The following is a 17,093-nucleotide window of genomic DNA, read 5'->3' on the forward strand; positions in this document are numbered from 1 at the left end:
CGGTAGCTTGCCTGATGAGTATTAGGCGGTCGAACCGCCGCGTCCCTTTGAGAGGCAAGACGCCATGCGCCGCGGTCTGCTCGTTCTTCTCATGTTCATCGGCATGGCAGTGTCCGGTCAGGACGTACGCGCCGCGGAGTTCGGCACGCGATACAGCTACCAGCAGCTGCAGGACCTGACCGAGAAGGGTCCCAAGGGCGAAGCGCTCGCGCTAGGCTATGTGAGCCTCACGCACTCCTTCATCCTGCCCTACAAGATGACGGGCTACTATGCCCTGATGGTCAAGGGCTCCGGCAGAGACCTCAACCGCCGCCCGCTCAACGTTTACCACGAGCTCTCGCAGGAGAAGATCGAGCAGATGCAGCGTGCCGGCGCGCTGCCCAATCCGCTTCCCCCTTACCGGCGCACGATCTTCGAATACATGTTCGGCTATGTGTTGTGGTGGTGCATTCCGGCGGCGCTGCTCATCATCGGGATGTTCTCGATGCTTGGTATCGGCTCCGGCAAACGCGGTCAGGCCTGACCGATCTGGTTGGCGGCCTCGTCGCGGCCGGTCGCGAGCGCCACGAAGCATAGGCCGCGCGCCGCCGCCGGCACGCACAAGTCCGCATCCTGCATAGGAGCCTGCGCTTCCTGCCGCACCTCGCAGGCTGTTCGGACCCCGATCCGCCGTGTAGGCTCGCGGTCTGCCGGCCAGCAATAAGGCCACATCCCGCAAATCCTAAGGGAACAAGCAGTCGAGGGAGACCGAAAGAACCGTCATGACCGATATCCGATACGTAGCACCGCGCACGCTTGACGAAGCGATTGGCGCATTTGCTGCCGCCGGGAGTGCCGCCCGCGTTATGGCAGGGGGCACCGACTTATTGGTGCAAATGCGCTCCGGCCTGGTGCGGCCGGGACTGATCGTCGACATCAAGAAGATCGGCGAGATGACCGAAATCAGCGAAACCGCCGATGGCGGTTTCCGCGTGGGTGCCGCCGTCTCCGGCATGGAGCTCGCCGAGCATGCGCGCTTTGGCAAGGTATGGCCCGGCGTGCTCGAGGCCGTGAACCTGATCGGCTCCAAGCAGGTGCAAGGCCGCGCTTCCGCCGGCGGCAATCTCTGCAACGGCTCACCGGCCGGCGACAGCGTGCCGGCGATGATCGCGGCGGGTGCCGTCGTCACCGTGCAGGGTCCGAACGGCCGGCGGGACATGAAGGTTGAGGATGTGCCGGCCGGACCTGGCCGTACCAACCTCAAGCCGGGCGAGATCCTGGTCAGCTTCACGTTACCGCCGCGGCCGAAAGGCTCGGGTGACGCGTACCTGCGGATGATCCCGCGCACCGAGATGGACATCGCGGTGGTCGGCATCGGCGTCAGCCTGACCTTGAAGGATCGCGTCTGTACCGCGGCCCGCGTCGGCCTCGGTGCAGTGGCACCGACCGCGCTGCTGGTTGAGCCTGCCGCCCAGGCGCTGATCGGCTCGAAGCTCGACGATGCCGCGCTCGAAGCCGCCGCTGCCGCGTGCCGCGCCGCCTGTCGTCCGATCGACGACAAGCGCGGCACCATCGCCTACAGGACCAAAACCGCCGGCGTGCTGCTCAAGCGCACCGCCGCGATCGCCGCCCAGCGCGCGGGAGGACACTAGCACCATGGCGAAACTGCACGTCACCACCTCAGTCAACGGCGAGCCGGTCGAGTTCCTGTGCGAGCCGTACGAGACCATGCTCGACGCGCTGCGCGGGCAATTGGGGCTCACCGGCTCCAAGGAGGGCTGCGCGTCCGGCGATTGCGGCGCCTGCTCGATCACGCTCGACGGCCGCCTGGTCTGCTCCTGCCTGATGCTCGCGGCTGAGGCCGAGGGCCACGAGATCGGGACCATCGAGGGCATGGCCAAGGGCGATCGGCTGCATCCGCTGCAGCAGAAGTTCCTCGAGCATGCCGCGCTCCAGTGCGGCATCTGCACCTCGGGCATGCTGGTCGCCTCCGAGGCGCTGCTCGCCAAAAATTCCAACCCGACCGAAGAGGAAGTCCGCTTCTGGCTCGCCGGCAATCTCTGCCGTTGCACCGGTTACGACAAGATCGTCCGCGCGGTGATGGAGACCGCGGCTGAAATGCGGCAAGGAATGGTGGAGACCCGCCCATGAACGTCGTCAACAACAAATGGATCGGCCAGCGCACCATCCGGCCCGATGGCGTCGACAAGGTGACCGGCCGCGCGGCGTTTGCCGCCGACACCACCATGCCCGGCATGATCTGGGGCAAGGTGCTGCGCAGCCCGCATCCGCACGCCCGCATCAGGTCGATCAACACCGCCAAGGCCGAGGCGCTGCCCGGCGTCAAGGCGGTGGTCACCTCGCGCGACATCGTCGACTTCACGATCGAGAAGGGCGCCGTCATGCTCGGCATCCAGGACATGCGCTGGATGTGCCGCAACGTGATGGCGCGCGACAAGGCGCTGTTCCCCGGCCATCCCGTCGCCGCCGTCGCCGCGACCACGGAGGCGATCGCGGCGGAAGCCTGCAAGCTGATCGAGGTCGACTACGAGGTGCTGCCCTGGGCGATCGAGATCGACGACGCGCTGAAGGCGGATGCGCCGATCCTGCACGAGTTCAACAGATTCGAGGGCAAGCCCTCGAACATCATGGGCCGCCTCGAATCCAAGAAGGGCGACATCGCGCAGGGCTTCAAGGATGCCGAAGTCGTCATCGAGCGCTCCTTCACCACGCGCCCGGTGCACCAGGGCTATATCGAGCCGCATGCCTGCCTGATCTCGGTCGCGGCCGACGGCAAGACCACGATCTGGTCGTCGAGCCAGGGCCAGTTCATGGTGCGCGCGATGACCTCGATGCTGACCGGCATCCCGCAGAGTGACATCCGCGCCATCCCCGCCGAGATCGGCGGCGGCTTTGGCGGCAAGACCATCGTCTATCTCGAGCCGCTCGCGACCTTGCTCGCCAAGAAATCCGGTCGCCCGGTCAAGATGGTGATGACGCGCGAGGAGGTGATGCGCGCCACGGGGCCGACCTCGGGCTCGAAGAGCACGGTGAAGATCGGCGCCAAGAAGGACGGCACCATCGTCGCCGCCCATGGCAGCTTCTATCTGCAGGCCGGCGCCTTCCCGGGCTCGCCGATCCGCGGTGCGGTCGGGTGCAGCTTCGCGCCCTATGACATCCCGCATGTGCTGTCGGAGGGGTTCGACGTCTGCTCCAACCGCTCCAAGGTCGCGGCCTATCGCGCGCCCGGCGCGCCGATCGGCGCCTATGCGGTGGAATGCGTGCTCGACGAGCTTGCCGAGGCGCTCAAGATGGACCCCTTAGCGCTGCGGCTGAAGAACGCGGCGAAGGAAGGCACCAAAGCGGCGCACGGCCCGGTGTTCCCGCGCATCGGCTATATCGAGACGCTGGAAGCCGCCAGGAACCATCCGCATTATGCCGCGCCGCTCGGCAAGCTGCAGGGCAGGGGCGTCGCCTCCGGCTTCTGGTTCAACGCCGGCGGTGAATCCTCCGCGCAGGTCAACATCACCGAGGACGGCAACGTCGTCGTCACGACAGGGCATCCCGACATCGGCGGTTCGCGCGCCGGCATCGCCAATATCTGCGCCGAGCTGCTCGGCATCGACTACAAGCGCGTCTCCGTCATCATCGGCGACACCCAGACCGTCGGCTTCTCCAACCTGACCGGCGGCAGCCGCGTGCTGTTCGCCTCCTCGATGGTGGTGACGCAGGCGGCCGACAAGGTGATCGCGACCTTGCGCGAGCGCGCGGCGAAGCTCTGGGAGATCGACCCTGAAGCCGTGAAGTGGGAGAACGGCGCCGCGCATCCGGTGAGCCCGAATGCCGGCCAGTTCGAGCCGCTGACGCTCGCCGATCTCGCCGAGAAGGCGCCGTCGCAGGGCGGTCCGATCGGCGCCAGCGTGCAGCTCAACACCCAAGGCGCCGAGGGCGGCTTCGGCACCCATATCTGCGACGTCGAGGTCGATGTCGATCTCGGCATCGTCCGCGTCGTTCGCTACACCGCCGTGCAGGATGTCGGCCGCGCCGTGCATCCGAGCTATGTCGAGGGCCAGCTGCAGGGCGGCGTCGCGCAGGGCATCGGCTGGGCGCTGAACGAGGAGTACATCTACAACAAGGACGGCAAGGTCGATAATCCCGGCTTCCTCGATTATCGCATGCCGGTCTGCTCCGACCTGCCGATGCTCGACTGCGCGCTGGTCGAGGTGCCGAACCCGAAGCATCCGCAGGGCGTCAAGGGCGTCGGCGAGGTGCCGCTGGTGCCTGTGATGGCCGCGGTCGCCAACGCCGTCCACAACGCGCTCGGCAAACGCTTCTACAGTCTGCCGATGTCTCCGCCGAAAGTGTCGGAGGTGCTGGACGCACCGACGCAGCAGGCCGCGGAGTAGGGAACGTAGGGCGGGTTGCGGTTCGCAAGCCGCCCTGCGGTTCTACAGCGGTTACCGTGTAGCCCGGATGAGCGAAGCGATATCCGGGGGAGAGCTTCCCGCATGTCGGTTCGCTCATGCGGGCTACTCGCCGCATCAGGCTCACCGTGAACGGCTAAGATGACCCACCCCGACGAGCTGTCCGCCTACATGATCTTCGGCCGCAGCGATTGGGCGGCCTTGCGCGCCAGCACGTCGCTGACGCTCTCGGACGCCGATCTCGCGGCGTTGCGCGGCTTGAACGAGCCGATCAATTCCGCCGAAGTCAGCGACGTGTATCTGCCGCTGACGCGCTTGTTGAACCTGCATTTCGCGGCGGCGCGCAACCTCGCGCACGTCAAGGCGGAGTTTCTCGGCCGCCCGGCACGCCGTTCGCCCTACATCGTTGCATTGGCCGGCAGCGTCGGCGTCGGCAAGAGCACCTTTGCCCGCGTGCTGTGCGCGCTGCTGGCCCGCTGGGCCGATCATCCGCGGGTCGAGTTGGTGACGACCGACGGCTTTCTGCATGCCAACGGTGTTCTCGAAGAGCGCGGGCTGATGCGGCGCAAGGGCTTTCCCGAGAGCTACGACCTGCCGCGCATGCTGCGATTTCTCGCGGCGGCGAAGGCGGGCGAACGCGAGCTCGAGCTGCCGGTCTATTTGCATCTGATCGGCGATATCGTGCCGTCGGAACGCCAGGTCATCCGGCAGCCGGACATCCTGGTCTTCGAGGGCCTCAACGTGCTGCTGGCGCGCGGCACGGCGCCGGTGGTGGTGTCGGATTTCTTCGACTTCTCGATCTATCTCGATGCCGATGAGGCCGACATCCAGTCCTGGTATGTCGAACGCTTCCTCAGGTTGCAGCCGACAGCGTTCCGGAATCCCGCCTCCTATTTCCACCACTACAGGGACCTGCCGCCGGGTGACGCGCGCGAGGTCGCGGAGCGGCTGTGGCGCGAGCATCATCGCGCCAATCTCAGGGAGAACATCTTGCCGACGCGGACGCGGGCCGACGTCGTGCTGCGCAAGCGCGCCGATCACTCGATCGGCGAGGTCTGGCTGCGCGAGATGTAGATGTAGCCCGGATGAGCCAACGGGGCGCGCGCATTCGTGCGACCCGTTGGCTCATGCGGGCTACAGAACAGTTCCGCTTACCGCAGCTCCTTCCCCAGCTGCGCAAGCACCGTCTCGCAGGTCATCAGATCCAGATGCCCGCCGCCGGCGTTCTTGAAGAAGGTGATGTCGCTATCCGACAGCCGCCCGGCGACCTTGCCGCCGGCGAGATCGTAGTGATCGCCGAGCACGTCGCTCTCGGTGATCGCACCGCTCGCGATCGGTTGCAGGATGTCGCCGACGCCATCGAAGGCGGATTCGCGGCGGTCGACGAAGATGCGCGAACGCCGCGCCACCTCGTCGTCGGACTCGCGGGTCTCCGGGGTGAAGCCGCCGACCAGATCGAGATGGGTGCCGGGCTTAAGGTTGGCGCCCTTGACCAGCGGCTCGCGCGAGCGGGTGCAGGTGGTGATGATGTCGGCCTCGCGTGTCGCGGCGTCGAGATCGGAGACGGCCTCGGCCGCGATGCCGTCGCCTTCCAGCAGCGCGGCGAGCTCCTGGGCGCGTTCAACTGTCCGGTTCCAGACCCGCACCCGCTTCAGCCGCGGCCGCACGGTGCGGTGGCCGCGCACCAGCCAGCGCGCCATCTCGCCGGCGCCGACCACCAGCAGCGTCTCGGCATCCGGCCGCGCCAGGTGTTTTGCGCCGAGGGCGGAGTCCGCGGCGGTCTTCCAATGGGTGATCTCGGCGGCGTCCATCACCGCGAGCGGACGCCCGTCATTGCCGTCGAACAGCACGCAGACCGCCTGAACCGCCGGCAGCTTGCCGTGGGCGAGGTTGCCGGGAAAGCTGGTGTAGAGCTTGGTCATCATGAAGCGGCCGGCATCGACCGCGCTGCGCGTCACCAGCTGCTGGCCCTTGTCGTCGCCGAGATAGCCGTCGTGCACCGCGATCTTCGGCCGTCGGTGCGCGGCCTCGATCGCCTCGATCAGGATCGGACAGCTCAGGACGCGGTTGACCTCGCTGTCGTCGACGATATGCACGTGGTATCTCCTCTGGAGTGCCCCTCGCGCTCTCGCCGGGCGTCCCCCAAACTGTCCGGACTGGATAGCGCGTGGGGGCGGCTAGTCAACCGGACATGCACCATTGGGCGTCCCTTGCTATCCTGCGGACCTGATTCTCTCGCAGGTTTTCGCAAGCCGTGGTTGCATTCATCGTCGCCGTCCTGATCTTCACCCTGCTCGGCGGCGCCGCGCTTGCGACCATGGCGATCCATGCCCGGCTCGCCGATCATCACCGCAGCGACGAGACCAACACCTCGGTACGCCTGGTCGCGACGCTGTTCGTCACCATGCCGTCGCTGCTGCTCGGCCTGATGATGAATAGTGCCGCCAACACCTATGTGGCGGTCGACCGCAATTTGCATGTCTTCGCCACCGACCTCATCCTGCTCGATCGCGGCCTGCGGCCGCTCGGTCCGAGCGCCGACGAGCCGCGCAAGCGGCTGCTCGCCTATGTCGAGCAGGTGCTCAAGGATGTTCCGATCTCCAGGGCAAGCGCGGTGTCCGAGCGCCTGCTCGACGAGGTCGGCACCAGCCTCCGCGAGCTGCGGTTCGACGACGAGCAGAAGGTCGCGCTGTGGAACGACGCGCGCTCGGTCTATCGGCAGGCGGTGCAGCAGCGCTGGACCTTTGTCGAGCAGTCCGACGGCTCGTTTCCGTCGCCGCTGATCTGCATCCTGGTCGGGTGGCTGACGCTGATGTTCGCCACCCTCGGCTTTCGCGCGCCGCGCAACGCGGTGGTGATCTCGACCACCGTCGCCGCCGCGGCGCTGATCTCGGCCGCGATTTACCTGATCCTCGAAATGAGCACGCCGTTCTCCGGCCCGATCCAGCTCTCCGACCGCCCGCTGGTGCGCGCGGTCGAGGAAATCAGGCGGTAGCATATTCGGTGTTGTAGCCCGGATGAGCCAACGGGTCGCGCGAACGCGCGCCCGATGACAGGCTCCGCGATATCCGGGGCGGCTCCCGCATGTCGCTCCGCTCATGCGGGCTACGGGACGGTATCGGCACGCGCCTGCGGCTTTATTCCCCTCGCATTGATCGCCGTCCCGAAAATTCTTCGCGCGCCGTCAGCGGAATAGTGCGCGCCCTTCGGCGTCCTTACGCATGCAAGCCATTTGCATTCGAACAGGAGACATCATGAAGACATCGATCTCGCTCGCGCTCGCCACCGCCGTGTCGCTTGCGTTCGCCTCGGCGGCCTTTGCCGCGCCGCCGACCAAGACCGGAACCACCGCGAAGGGCTCCGTCCTCACCGACGCCAAGGGCATGACGCTCTACACCTTCGACAAGGATTCCGAAGGCAAGTCGGCCTGCAACGGCCCGTGCGCGACGAACTGGCCGGTCTTGAAGGCGGACGCCAGCGACAAGGCCGAAGGCGGCTACACCATCATCTCGCGTGACGACGGCTCCAAGCAGTGGGCCTACAAGGGCAAGCCGCTCTATACCTTCGCCAAGGACCAGAAGGCCGGCGACATCACCGGCGACGGTTTTCTCAACGGCGCCTGGCACCTCGCGCAGCCCTGAGGCTTGCAGGTGGATTGAGGGTATGGCGGGTTAGCGCAAGCGTAACCCGCCATCTCTCCGCGCATGAAACGTGCGGCGCGTCACGCGGAGCTTGCCATCGGGCCGCCCTGCGAGCGGACCCGTTGGCTAACCCACCCGTCGATCGTGCCTGAGGCGACGATCGCGCCTCACGCCCTGCGCTTCAGCGCCATGCCCATGCTGATCCAGCTCACGCCGGCGCAGATCAGGTCGACGCTGAGGAAGATGCCGAGCACGTAGAGGCTCGAGACCGGCCAGCGCGCCAGGATCATGGCGCCGAGCACCAGCGTGATCAGGCCGGAGATCGCGACCATTCCCCACGGCGCTTCCGAGTTCATGCCGAACGCGAGGAAGATGCGGACGATGCCCGACACCACCAGCGCGATGCCGAGGAACAGCGTCAGCGTCGCCGCGGCGAGCAGCGGGTTCTCGAAGGTGATGAAGCCCGCCACGACATAGAGCGCGCCGAGCAGCAGCCAGAACAGGAATTTGCCCCAGGTCTTGAACTGGAACGCGTTGATGATCTCGGCGACGCCGGCGACGATCATCATGGCGCCGACGAACAGCACGCTGACGACGGTGGCGAAGAAGACGCTGCCGAAGGCGAGCACGCCGGCGATCAGGTAGATCACCCCGAGGGCGACGATCCAGCCCCACTTGGCGCGGAGGTTGGAAAGCCCGGATCCGAGGCTGTGAGGAGGTGTGGCGGGTGAGCTGGACGCAGTGGACATCGTATCGCTCCCGAATACTTGATGAAACCATGCTACCATAGGTCAAGGCACGGACAAGGGCGGGTGCGCAGCTGGCACGAAATGCATGCTGGCACCAAAGGCGCCGCGACACGTTGATTCAATTCGTCCGGCGTGTTGCCGCGCAGCATTCGTCGGTTTTGACGATGGCCGGCCCGCATCGGACGATGGACTGTCCGAACCGCAGCGCAAGCGGTCCGGATCGCGCATCCACAGAGGAGGTCGACATGCCCGCCACGCACGACAAGGATCACGTCTACAAAATCCTGGAACTGGTCGGATCATCGGACAAGAGCATCGAGGCGGCGATCGAGAACGCCGTGAGCCGCGCGTCAAAGACGATCCGGGAAATGAAGTGGTTCGAGGTGGTGCAGACGCGGGGCCATATCGAGGACGGCAAGATCCGGCACTATCAGGTGGCGCTGCGGGTCGGCTTTACGCTGGAGTAGGGCGTTCAGGTCGCTTGCGCCTTGCAGCCTGCAGGATTACTCGGGACCCATGGGTGCGATCGGCATCCGGCTTTCCCTGCGCCCTCTGTCATCAGAGCGGCGAAACGAAATGCAAAACTCGCGCTGCAGAGGCCGCGAGAATGCCGGTGTATGACTCACCGGCCGCGCAACACATTCGCTGTCGTCCCGGCGAAGGCCGGGACCCATAACCACCGAAGGTGATTATTGCGCGACGCTGGGGCCACAGCCTTCCTTGCCAATCCAATCCTGTGGTTATGGGTCCCGGCCTTCGCCGGGACGACGAATGGAAAGTGTCGTGCCCATCACCGTCGCGACAGCGGCGCGGGGGGCGGCGGGGCGGTGGCGCCGGCGGCGAGCGAGCGCTGCACCATCATGGTGTCGGACCAGCGGCCATAGCGATAGGCGACACCGGGCAAATGCCCGACGCGGGCGAAGCCGAAGCGGTCGTGCAGCGCGAGCGAGGCGGCGTTGTCGCTGTCGATGTAGCCGATCATCTGGCGGAAGCCGGCGGCGGCGCAGGTGTCGATTAACTCCTGCAGCAGCCGGCCGCCAACGCGCTGGCCGGTGAAGCGGTGATGCACGTAGATCGAATGCTTCACCGTGTAGCGGTAGGCCGGACGCTTGCGAAACAGCACGACATAGGCATAGCCGACCACCTCGCTGTCGCAGATCGCGACGAGGTGGGGCAGGCGGGTGTTGCGCAGATTCTTGCGGCGGTCGCGCAGATCGTCGGGCTCCGGCGTGCCGCTGTCGTCGACGCTTTCCTCGACGCCGCGGCGGATGTGGTGGCGGTAGATCGACAGCATGGCGTCGACGTCGCTGTCGCGGGACGGGCGGACGGTGATCTTGTGATCATTCTCCATTGTGTTGCGTCCGTTCGCCTATTCGGACACTACATAGGTGTAGAAGCGGACGCGGCCGGAGTCGTCGATCTCCTTGTAGATGCCCTGGACCTCGACCTCGAAGCCGGGGAACGCATTGAAGCTCGCTTCGAACACCTTCAGATAATCGATCATCGGCTTGCTGCGTTCCGACAGCCGCTCGCCGGGCACGATGGTGGCGATGCCGGGCGGGTAGACCACGAACGGCGTCGCGGCGATACGGCCGAAGATCTGGTCGATCGGCAGATAGTCGACATCGTTGCGCACCAGATAGCGCGAGGCCTCGCGCGGCGACATCGCGATCTCGGGCAGGTGCTCGGGCATGAACTGTCTGGCCTGCAGCGCGCTGACGCCGGCATCGCGAAAGAAGCGGTGCATGTCGCCGCAGAGGTCGCGCAGCCGCACCCCGGCATAGCGGCCCGGACGGCGGCGGTAGAATTCCGGGATGACGTCCTCGAGCAGCGCGTTGTCGTCGTGCAGCTTCTTGAAGGCGACGAGCCCGGAGACCAGCGTGCCGGCCTTGCTGGCCTCGACGCCGGGCGTCAGCAGGAACAGCAGGGAATTGAGGTCGTTCTTTTCGGCGACGATCTGGTTCTCGCGGAGATATTGCGCCACCACCGGCGCGGGGATGCCGTGATCGGTGTAGGCGCCGGTGGCGTGATCGAAGCCCGGCGTCAGCAATGTGAGCTTGTTCGGGTCGGTCATGGCGAAGCCCGCGGTCAGCTCGGGAAAGCCGTGCCAGGTCTCGCCGGGACTGAGCTGCCAGTAGGACGGATTGGTCGCGAGCTGATCGGTCGAGATCGTCTCCCAGGCGACATTGTGCACGCCGTTCTCGCGCGCGACGTCGGGGATCTTCACGCGGTCCGGCACGAACGGCTCGAAGAACCAGCGCCGCTCGGGGCGCGTCTCCTTCTCCTCGAACTCGCGCTTCACGGCGCGGATCTTCTTGCGCAGCTCGATGCCGAGCCGGATCGTGTCGTCCCACAAGACTTCGCCGGAGCGGCCCTTCATCATCTGCGCGCCGACATCGAGCGAGGCGAACAGCGGGTAGAACGGCGACGTCGAGGCGTGCTGCATGAAGCTTTCGTTGAAGCGGCGATGCTCGACCCGGCGCTTCTGGCCCTTGATGTGGCGGTCGCGGATGTGGATCTGCGAGGCCTGCGAGAAGCTCGCGAGCTGCTTGTGGGTCGATTGGGTCGCAATGATGCCGGGCGCCTCGGGGCCGAGATCGGACAGTCCCATGGCGAAGCGGCCGGCATAGATCGGGTGGAATTTCATGAAGCCGGCCCAGGCCTCGTCGAACAGGATGTAGTCGCAGAGATGGCCGATCCGCTTGAGGATCATCTCGGCCGAGTGGATGGTGCCGTCATAGGTGCACTGCTCGACCACGGCGACGCGGAACGGACGCTCCTTCTTCCAGGCGTTCTCGTCCTTGACCAGCGGGTGCTTGCGGATGTGGTCGCGCAGCGTGCCCTCGTCGAGCAGGTCCCAGCGCATCGGCCCGATCAGGCCCCAGGCGTTGCGCACCGTCGGCACGTAGACCGGGATGCCGCCGCCGATCAGCAGCGCGCCGTGATGCGCGGCCTTGTGGTTGTTGCGGTCGAACAGCACGAGGTCGCCGTCGGTGACCAGCGAGCCGAGCGCGACCTTGTTGGAGGTCGAGGTGCCGTTGAGCACGAAGTAGGTCTTCTCGGCGCCGAAGATCCGGGCCGCCTCCTTCTGCGCCCGCAGCGCCGGCCCTTCGTGGGTGAGGAGGTCGCCGAGGTCGAGCACGGAATTGTCGAGGTCGTCGCGGAACACCGCTTCGCCAAGGTGTTCGACGAACACCCGTCCGATTGGGCTGCGGCTGTAGAACACGCCGCCATTGTGGCCCGGGCAGGTCCAGAGCTGGTTGCCTTCCTCGGCATAGTCGACCAGCGCGCCGAAGAACGGCGTCTTCAAATTCTCGGCATATTGCTTCAGCCTGGAGATCAGGTTCTTGGCGATGAAGGGCGGGGTTTCCTCGGACAGGAACACGTAGCCGTCGATGAAATCGAGCACCTCGACCGGCAGGTCCTCGAACCGCTTGCGCCGGATCAACAGGATGATCGGGAAGTCGAGGCCGCGCCGGCGCATCAGGTTGATCAGCGCCGCGGTCTTGCCCTCAAGGCCCTTCTTGCCCCAATCGACCACCATGCAGCCGATCGCGGCGTCGGTCTGCACCGCGATCTCGGCATCTTCCAGCTTGCGGGCACGAACCACCTCGAAGCCGGAGCGCTCGATCTCGGCGATGATCTGGTTGAAGCGGATGCCCTCGAGGTCGTCGGCCTCGAACACCGGCGCAGCGAACAGGAAGTTGAAGCGTTTGAAATAGTCCATGCGTGTCCCCGAACTGGTCCGGCGCTGACGTGTCGGCACAATTCATGACGGGCAGATGACAATGGAGCGGATGGAGGATCGAATACGTTGTTGGGGACGCAATCCCTCACTGCACGGCGTCAGCCCGTGGGTATTCGAGCTGCATGGCGACGAAGTCCGCCGTATCACGGCCATAGCGTGTTTCGATCCCGGCAAGCGCCCGGTCGAGCGCCTGCGCGGGCGGCGCGGTGCCGACCGCGGGCAGCAGACGATCTGCGGACCAATCCGGCGCCACGACTTGCGGATAAATACGCAGGCCGTTGCGGGTCGTCACCGCGTCGCCGGTCGCGGCGAACGTCACGGCATGCGAGCGGTAGGTGCGCGACCAGCTGTCGGCGACCAGCGCCAGCGAGACCTCGTCGACGCCGGGAGCCAGCGCGAGGCCGAGCTGTTCCCGGTTCCAGAACGCCAGCGTGTTCCGGATGGCGGTCAGCGCGAAGGGACGCGTGAACTTGAAGGCGTTGCTGTCATGCCGCGCGTCCCAGCCGGGCAGGCCGATCTCGCGCGCGACGGCCTCAGCCCTGGTACGGCCGGCGATCGCCTCGATCAGGGTCAGCGACATCGGCATCGAGGCCGAAATCCCGGTCGTCGTCGCGACGCCGCGATCGACCACGATGCGGCGGTCGGCGACGTATTGGATGGCGGGATGTTTGCTGCGCCAGTTCTTCAGGTAGAACCAGTGCGTGGTGGCGCGCCTGCCGTCGAGCAGGCCGGTCGAGGCGAGCACCTTGGCGCCGGCGCAGACGGCGACGATCACAGCGCCTTTCTCCGCCTGCTGCCGGATCCATTGCATGACCGCCGGATCGTCGTCGCGGCTCATCGCCGGCACGATGACGTAGTCGGCGCCGTCCGGATGTGCGGCGTCGAATGCGGCGATGGTCGCATCAGGCTCGACCTTCAGCACCGGGAATAGCGCGACCGGACCGGGTCCCGTCGCCAGCGTGACGACATCGGCAACATCGGCGCGCTTGAGGATGCCGTAGGGCATCAGATAGTCGGTGGTCTCGGTCATGTCGTTGATGCCGAGCATCGCGATCTGGGGGCGCGACCGCTTCGGCGGCTTCAGCGCCGCGAGCGTTGCATCCTGCTCGGCCTTGGCGATCGGAGGCGGAACCCGGAACGCCGATGCGGCGGGCGGGGTGAAGAGCCAGATGCCGCCGATGATTGGAACCAGCGCGGCAACGGCGATGCCGCTCCACGCGAGAAGCCGCCAGGTCATGATGATCGATCTCAACGTATCCGCGTGCGTCGCCCGGCACGCAAGCTACTCGCCGGCCACGTCGACCAAAACGGCGAAATTCCCGCAAAAACGGACACGCGAACAATGCGGCTCACAGGCATAGCCCGGACGAGCGACAGCGACATCCGGGGCCGGTCCTTCCCCGCATGTCGCTCCGCTCATGCGGGCTACGCGACGCGCTCAGTAGACGAGGTTCGTACCCGGCGGCTTTTCCAGTGCCGCCGCCAGCGTCCGATACTCTTCGCATTCGGTGCCACAGATCTCGGCGATCCGCTGCAGATGATACTGCGCCTGGTCGCGGTTTCCCTGTTCGATCTGCCACAGGCCGTAGTAATTCCACGTCAGGACGTGGTTCGGATCGGCCTTGAGCGCACGTTCGTACCAGACCTGCGATTGCTTGTAGTCGCCGAGCTTGCGATAGGAGTAGCCGATCAGGTTCGCGACGTTCGGCTGATCATCGCGGCCGAGTGCGTGCAACTGATCGATCGCGGCGGTGTAGTCGTTGCGTTCGTAGATTGTCGCATAGGCTGCGCGATAGCCGTCGCGGAACGCCGGGTCTTCGAAGCCGGACTGCTTGACGGGCTTCTTGATCTTGTGCGTGGTCTTTCTGTCCTTTTGCTGGGGATAGGACGGCGCGGGAGTGCCGTAGCTCGACCCGTATGGGTCGCCACCACCACCACCGCCGCCACCTCCGCCAGCCGCGACGGCGGTCTGCGGTGGGAACAGAATGATCGGCGCTGTCAGGAATGCCGCAAGCATCATCGGTGACTTGATCATGTACGCCTCCGATTTGACAAGGACAGTTATTGACCTGAAGCACTAACTCCCGATCGCGGGAGACATTCCGCGCGTTTTGAGAAATTGTTTGCCGAAGCGGCAATCGCACTGTCTCTTCGGGACGTCGCGCTTTCACGTGCACGCCGGCCGAGTGTTTCGTTCGCGCCATCGGACATCGGAGTCGAAACTAACATCGGTGTTAGAATCGCACTCAGATGCTCAATGGCCATCTGGACCCGCGGCAAGGAGGACGATCGATGATGAAAACGGACCTCGCCGAGATCTACCGGAACTACATTGCCTGTTTGAATCGCCAGGACTGGCCGCAACTCGGTCAGTTCGTTGACGAGGATGTGTGCCACAACGGCCGGCGGTTCGGGTTATCCGGCTATCGCGCGATGCTGGAAGGGGATTTTCGCGACATCCCGGACCTTCGCTTCAACATCGTTCTGCTGGTGTCGGATGCGTCCCATGTCGCGAGCCGGCTGGCATTCGACTGTTCGCCGAACGGCACGTTTCTCGGTCTCGGCGTCAACGGCAAGCGCGTCTCCTTCGCCGAGAACGTGTTCTACGAATTCCGCGACGGGAAGATCGTGCAGGTCTGGTCGGTGATCGACAAGGCTGCGATCGAGGCCCAGCTGTAGCGGCAGAGCCGGGATGAGCGTGACGCGGCTACTTCCGCTCCAGATGCCAGGCGCCGTCCCAGTCGGCCGCTGGCGGATCTTGCCTGAACGCTGCGACGCGCGCCTTCATGGCGATCGACGGGCCGTCGCCGGGCGCCGCAGCCAGCGCGGCGGCGAAGGCTTGCTCGGCGTCATCCCAGCGGCGCTCGCGATAAGCGGCGAGACCGTCCGCGTAACGCTGCCGCAACTCGGTCTGCGCCGGCGTCAGTTCGTCCTTCTTGCCGAGGATCTCGAACACCGCGACCGGCTGGGTCTGCCCCATCACCACGAGGCGGTCGATCTCGCGCAGCTCGATGGTTGCGGCGCAGGCCGCGGCGGTGGCCTCCGAGATCAGGCTGCGGCTGCCGTAGAACTTGTTGGCGCCTTCCAGCCGCGAGGCGAGGTTCACCGTGTCGCCGAGCACGGTGTAGCTCATCATGAACTCGGAGCCGATGCTGCCGACCAGGGCCTCGCCGGTGGCGATCCCGATCCGGATGTCGCAATCGGCCGGGATCACGCGGACGCCGAGCAGTTCCGGCAGATCCTTGCGCAGCTGGTTGACCTGGCCGATCATGTCGATGGCGGCAAGCGCGGCCAGATGGGTCTGCTCGGCCTCCTCGACGAAGGGCGCGCCCCAATAGGCCATGATGGCGTCGCCGATATATTTGTCGATGATGCCGCGGTGCGCATGGACCGGCGCCGACATCGTCGACAGATAGAGGTTCATGATCTTGACGAGGCCGCTCGGCGTCACGCCCTCGCTCAGGCTGGTGAAGCCCTTCATGTCGCAGAACATCACCGTCATGACGCGGCGCTGTCCTTCGGTCGCGGCGATCGCCGGCTGTTCGAGCAGGCCCTCGGCGATCCGCGGATTGATGTAGCGGCCAAACGTCTCGCGGATGCGCTGGTTGTGGCGCAGCGTCTCGATCATGCGGTTGAAGGCGGCCGACAGCTGGCCGATCTCGTCCTGGGTCGTGATGGTGATAGCGCCGTCGAGGCGGCCCGCCTCGACCTCGCGGGTGCTTTCGAGCAGGCGCATCACCGGACGCGTGATGCCGCTGCCGACCAGCATCGCGAACACGAAGCCGAGGATCGCGGCAATCGCGGTCACGACGCCGGAGATGATGATCGCCCGCTGCTGGGCACTCATCACCTTCGCGGCGGCCGAAGCGACCTGCGCCAGCATGTCGGCGCGGATGCTCTCGATCCTGGTGTTGAAGTCGTCGCGCAGGGCGTCGGCGCGCAGCGTGGTCGCTTTCGCCGCCGCAAAGTCCTTGGCGTCGATTTGCTCGAGCAGCGTCTTGTTCTCTGCGTTCAGGCGCATCAAGAGGTCGTTGACGGCATTGTCGATGCGGTCATCGAGGCGTCCGAGCGCGGCGTTGTCGGATGGCGTCGAGGGATCGGCGATGATCGCATCGATCAGCACGCGTGCGGCGTCGGCCTCGCGCTTGATCAGGGGCTCGATCTCGTCGAAGGCCTTGCGCGCGCTTTCGTAGCCGGAATCTTCGCCCGGCGCCTGCATCTTCGCCATCATCATCCGGCGCATGGCGAGCGACCGCTCCAGCGCGCGGATGTTGACGCGGGCGAGGTGGCCATAGGCGGGGATGTAGCGGTTGGTGAGCTCGTCGAGGAGATGGCCGACCTGGCCCGCCATCACCATCGACAGCAGCGACGTGATCACCGCGAGGATGATGAGTCCCGCGGCAATGCCGACGATCTTTTGCCTGATCGAATTCCGAAACATGCCCAGCCCGGCCGCAGCTGCAATGAGCGGGTCCACCCCGCCGTGACGGCCAGACAGCTAATAGAGTTCCGCGGGGCGGGGTGCAAGCGACCGGCGCCTGCCATCCCGTCC

At 65.8% G+C, this 17,093-nt stretch carries 16 protein-coding genes; 9 read left to right on the forward strand and 7 right to left on the reverse strand.

From position 1 onward, the window contains the following. Positions 1-64 precede the first annotated feature (64 nt). The 5 genes from ACVIYL_RS27860 to coaA all read left to right on the forward strand — a co-directional run bounded on the left by ACVIYL_RS27860 (position 65) and on the right by coaA (position 5,477). The gene (locus tag ACVIYL_RS27860; RefSeq protein WP_456780321.1) at positions 65-523 is read left to right on the forward strand and encodes a hypothetical protein; all 459 of its coding nucleotides are present in this window, start codon (positions 65-67) and stop codon (positions 521-523) included. Between the two features lie 247 nt (positions 524-770). After that, positions 771-1,631 carry an FAD binding domain-containing protein gene (locus tag ACVIYL_RS27865; RefSeq protein WP_253609983.1) on the forward strand — a complete coding sequence of 287 codons (861 nt, stop codon included), beginning with the start codon at positions 771-773 and terminating at the stop codon, positions 1,629-1,631. 4 nt (positions 1,632-1,635) lie between these two features. Beyond that, positions 1,636-2,130, forward strand: a complete 495-nt coding sequence (locus ACVIYL_RS27870) for a (2Fe-2S)-binding protein (protein WP_253608036.1) — start codon at positions 1,636-1,638, stop codon at positions 2,128-2,130. Further along, on the forward strand, positions 2,127-4,385 hold the full coding sequence (locus ACVIYL_RS27875; protein ID WP_253608037.1) for a xanthine dehydrogenase family protein molybdopterin-binding subunit: 2,259 nt from the start codon (positions 2,127-2,129) through the stop codon (positions 4,383-4,385). The genes ACVIYL_RS27870 and ACVIYL_RS27875 overlap by 4 nt, the downstream gene beginning before the upstream one ends. Before the next feature lie 159 nt (positions 4,386-4,544). Further along, positions 4,545-5,477: a type I pantothenate kinase gene (gene coaA / locus ACVIYL_RS27880; protein ID WP_253608038.1), complete on the forward strand. Its 933-nt coding sequence runs from the start codon at positions 4,545-4,547 to the stop codon at positions 5,475-5,477. A 77-nt stretch (positions 5,478-5,554) separates the two neighbouring features. Here coaA and ACVIYL_RS27885 read toward each other — a convergent pair whose 3' ends face one another. Beyond that, positions 5,555-6,499, reverse strand: coding sequence for an ornithine cyclodeaminase family protein (locus ACVIYL_RS27885; RefSeq protein WP_456780322.1), 945 nt, complete (start codon positions 6,497-6,499; stop codon positions 5,555-5,557). Between the two features lie 158 nt (positions 6,500-6,657). Between ACVIYL_RS27885 and ACVIYL_RS27890 the strand changes: the two genes are divergently transcribed. Both ACVIYL_RS27890 and ACVIYL_RS27895 read left to right on the forward strand, forming a co-directional pair. Further along, on the forward strand, positions 6,658-7,398 hold the full coding sequence (locus ACVIYL_RS27890) for a bestrophin-like domain (RefSeq protein ID WP_253608040.1): 741 nt from the start codon (positions 6,658-6,660) through the stop codon (positions 7,396-7,398). Between the two features lie 259 nt (positions 7,399-7,657). Next, positions 7,658-8,044: a COG4315 family predicted lipoprotein gene (locus ACVIYL_RS27895; protein WP_210262721.1), complete on the forward strand. Its 387-nt coding sequence runs from the start codon at positions 7,658-7,660 to the stop codon at positions 8,042-8,044. 167 nt (positions 8,045-8,211) lie between these two features. On the opposite strand, the gene ACVIYL_RS27900 is transcribed toward ACVIYL_RS27895, so the two are convergent. After that, a complete protein-coding gene (locus tag ACVIYL_RS27900; protein ID WP_057017581.1) occupies positions 8,212-8,793 on the reverse strand; it encodes an HdeD family acid-resistance protein in 582 nt (193 codons plus the stop codon). Positions 8,794-9,038: 245 nt separating this feature from the next. On the opposite strand from ACVIYL_RS27900, the gene ACVIYL_RS27905 reads away from it, so the two are divergent. Then, positions 9,039-9,260 (forward strand): dodecin, encoded by a 222-nt coding sequence (locus ACVIYL_RS27905; protein ID WP_026192947.1) that lies wholly within the window; start codon positions 9,039-9,041, stop codon positions 9,258-9,260. Between the two features lie 323 nt (positions 9,261-9,583). On the opposite strand, the gene ACVIYL_RS27910 is transcribed toward ACVIYL_RS27905, so the two are convergent. The 4 genes from ACVIYL_RS27910 to ACVIYL_RS27925 all read right to left on the reverse strand — a co-directional run bounded on the left by ACVIYL_RS27910 (position 9,584) and on the right by ACVIYL_RS27925 (position 14,576). Beyond that, positions 9,584-10,144 (reverse strand): GNAT family N-acetyltransferase, encoded by a 561-nt coding sequence (locus ACVIYL_RS27910; RefSeq protein WP_141341544.1) that lies wholly within the window; start codon positions 10,142-10,144, stop codon positions 9,584-9,586. 18 nt (positions 10,145-10,162) lie between these two features. After that, entirely contained in the window at positions 10,163-12,520 is a 2,358-nt protein-coding gene (locus tag ACVIYL_RS27915) for an Orn/Lys/Arg family decarboxylase (RefSeq protein WP_456780323.1), read from the reverse strand. Between the two features lie 106 nt (positions 12,521-12,626). Continuing rightward, positions 12,627-13,778: a DJ-1/PfpI family protein gene (locus ACVIYL_RS27920; RefSeq protein ID WP_456780324.1), complete on the reverse strand. Its 1,152-nt coding sequence runs from the start codon at positions 13,776-13,778 to the stop codon at positions 12,627-12,629. 201 nt (positions 13,779-13,979) lie between these two features. Then, the gene (locus ACVIYL_RS27925; protein ID WP_375166734.1) at positions 13,980-14,576 is read right to left on the reverse strand and encodes a tetratricopeptide repeat protein; all 597 of its coding nucleotides are present in this window, start codon (positions 14,574-14,576) and stop codon (positions 13,980-13,982) included. 257 nt (positions 14,577-14,833) lie between these two features. Here ACVIYL_RS27925 and ACVIYL_RS27930 point away from each other — a divergent pair, with 257 nt between their 5' ends. After that, a complete protein-coding gene (locus tag ACVIYL_RS27930; protein ID WP_253608044.1) occupies positions 14,834-15,220 on the forward strand; it encodes an ester cyclase in 387 nt (128 codons plus the stop codon). 28 nt (positions 15,221-15,248) lie between these two features. Here ACVIYL_RS27930 and ACVIYL_RS27935 read toward each other — a convergent pair whose 3' ends face one another. Beyond that, a complete protein-coding gene (locus ACVIYL_RS27935) occupies positions 15,249-16,982 on the reverse strand; it encodes an adenylate/guanylate cyclase domain-containing protein (protein WP_456780325.1) in 1,734 nt (577 codons plus the stop codon). Positions 16,983-17,093 lie beyond the last annotated feature (111 nt).

Source organism: Bradyrhizobium sp. USDA 3315 (assembly GCF_054056795.1).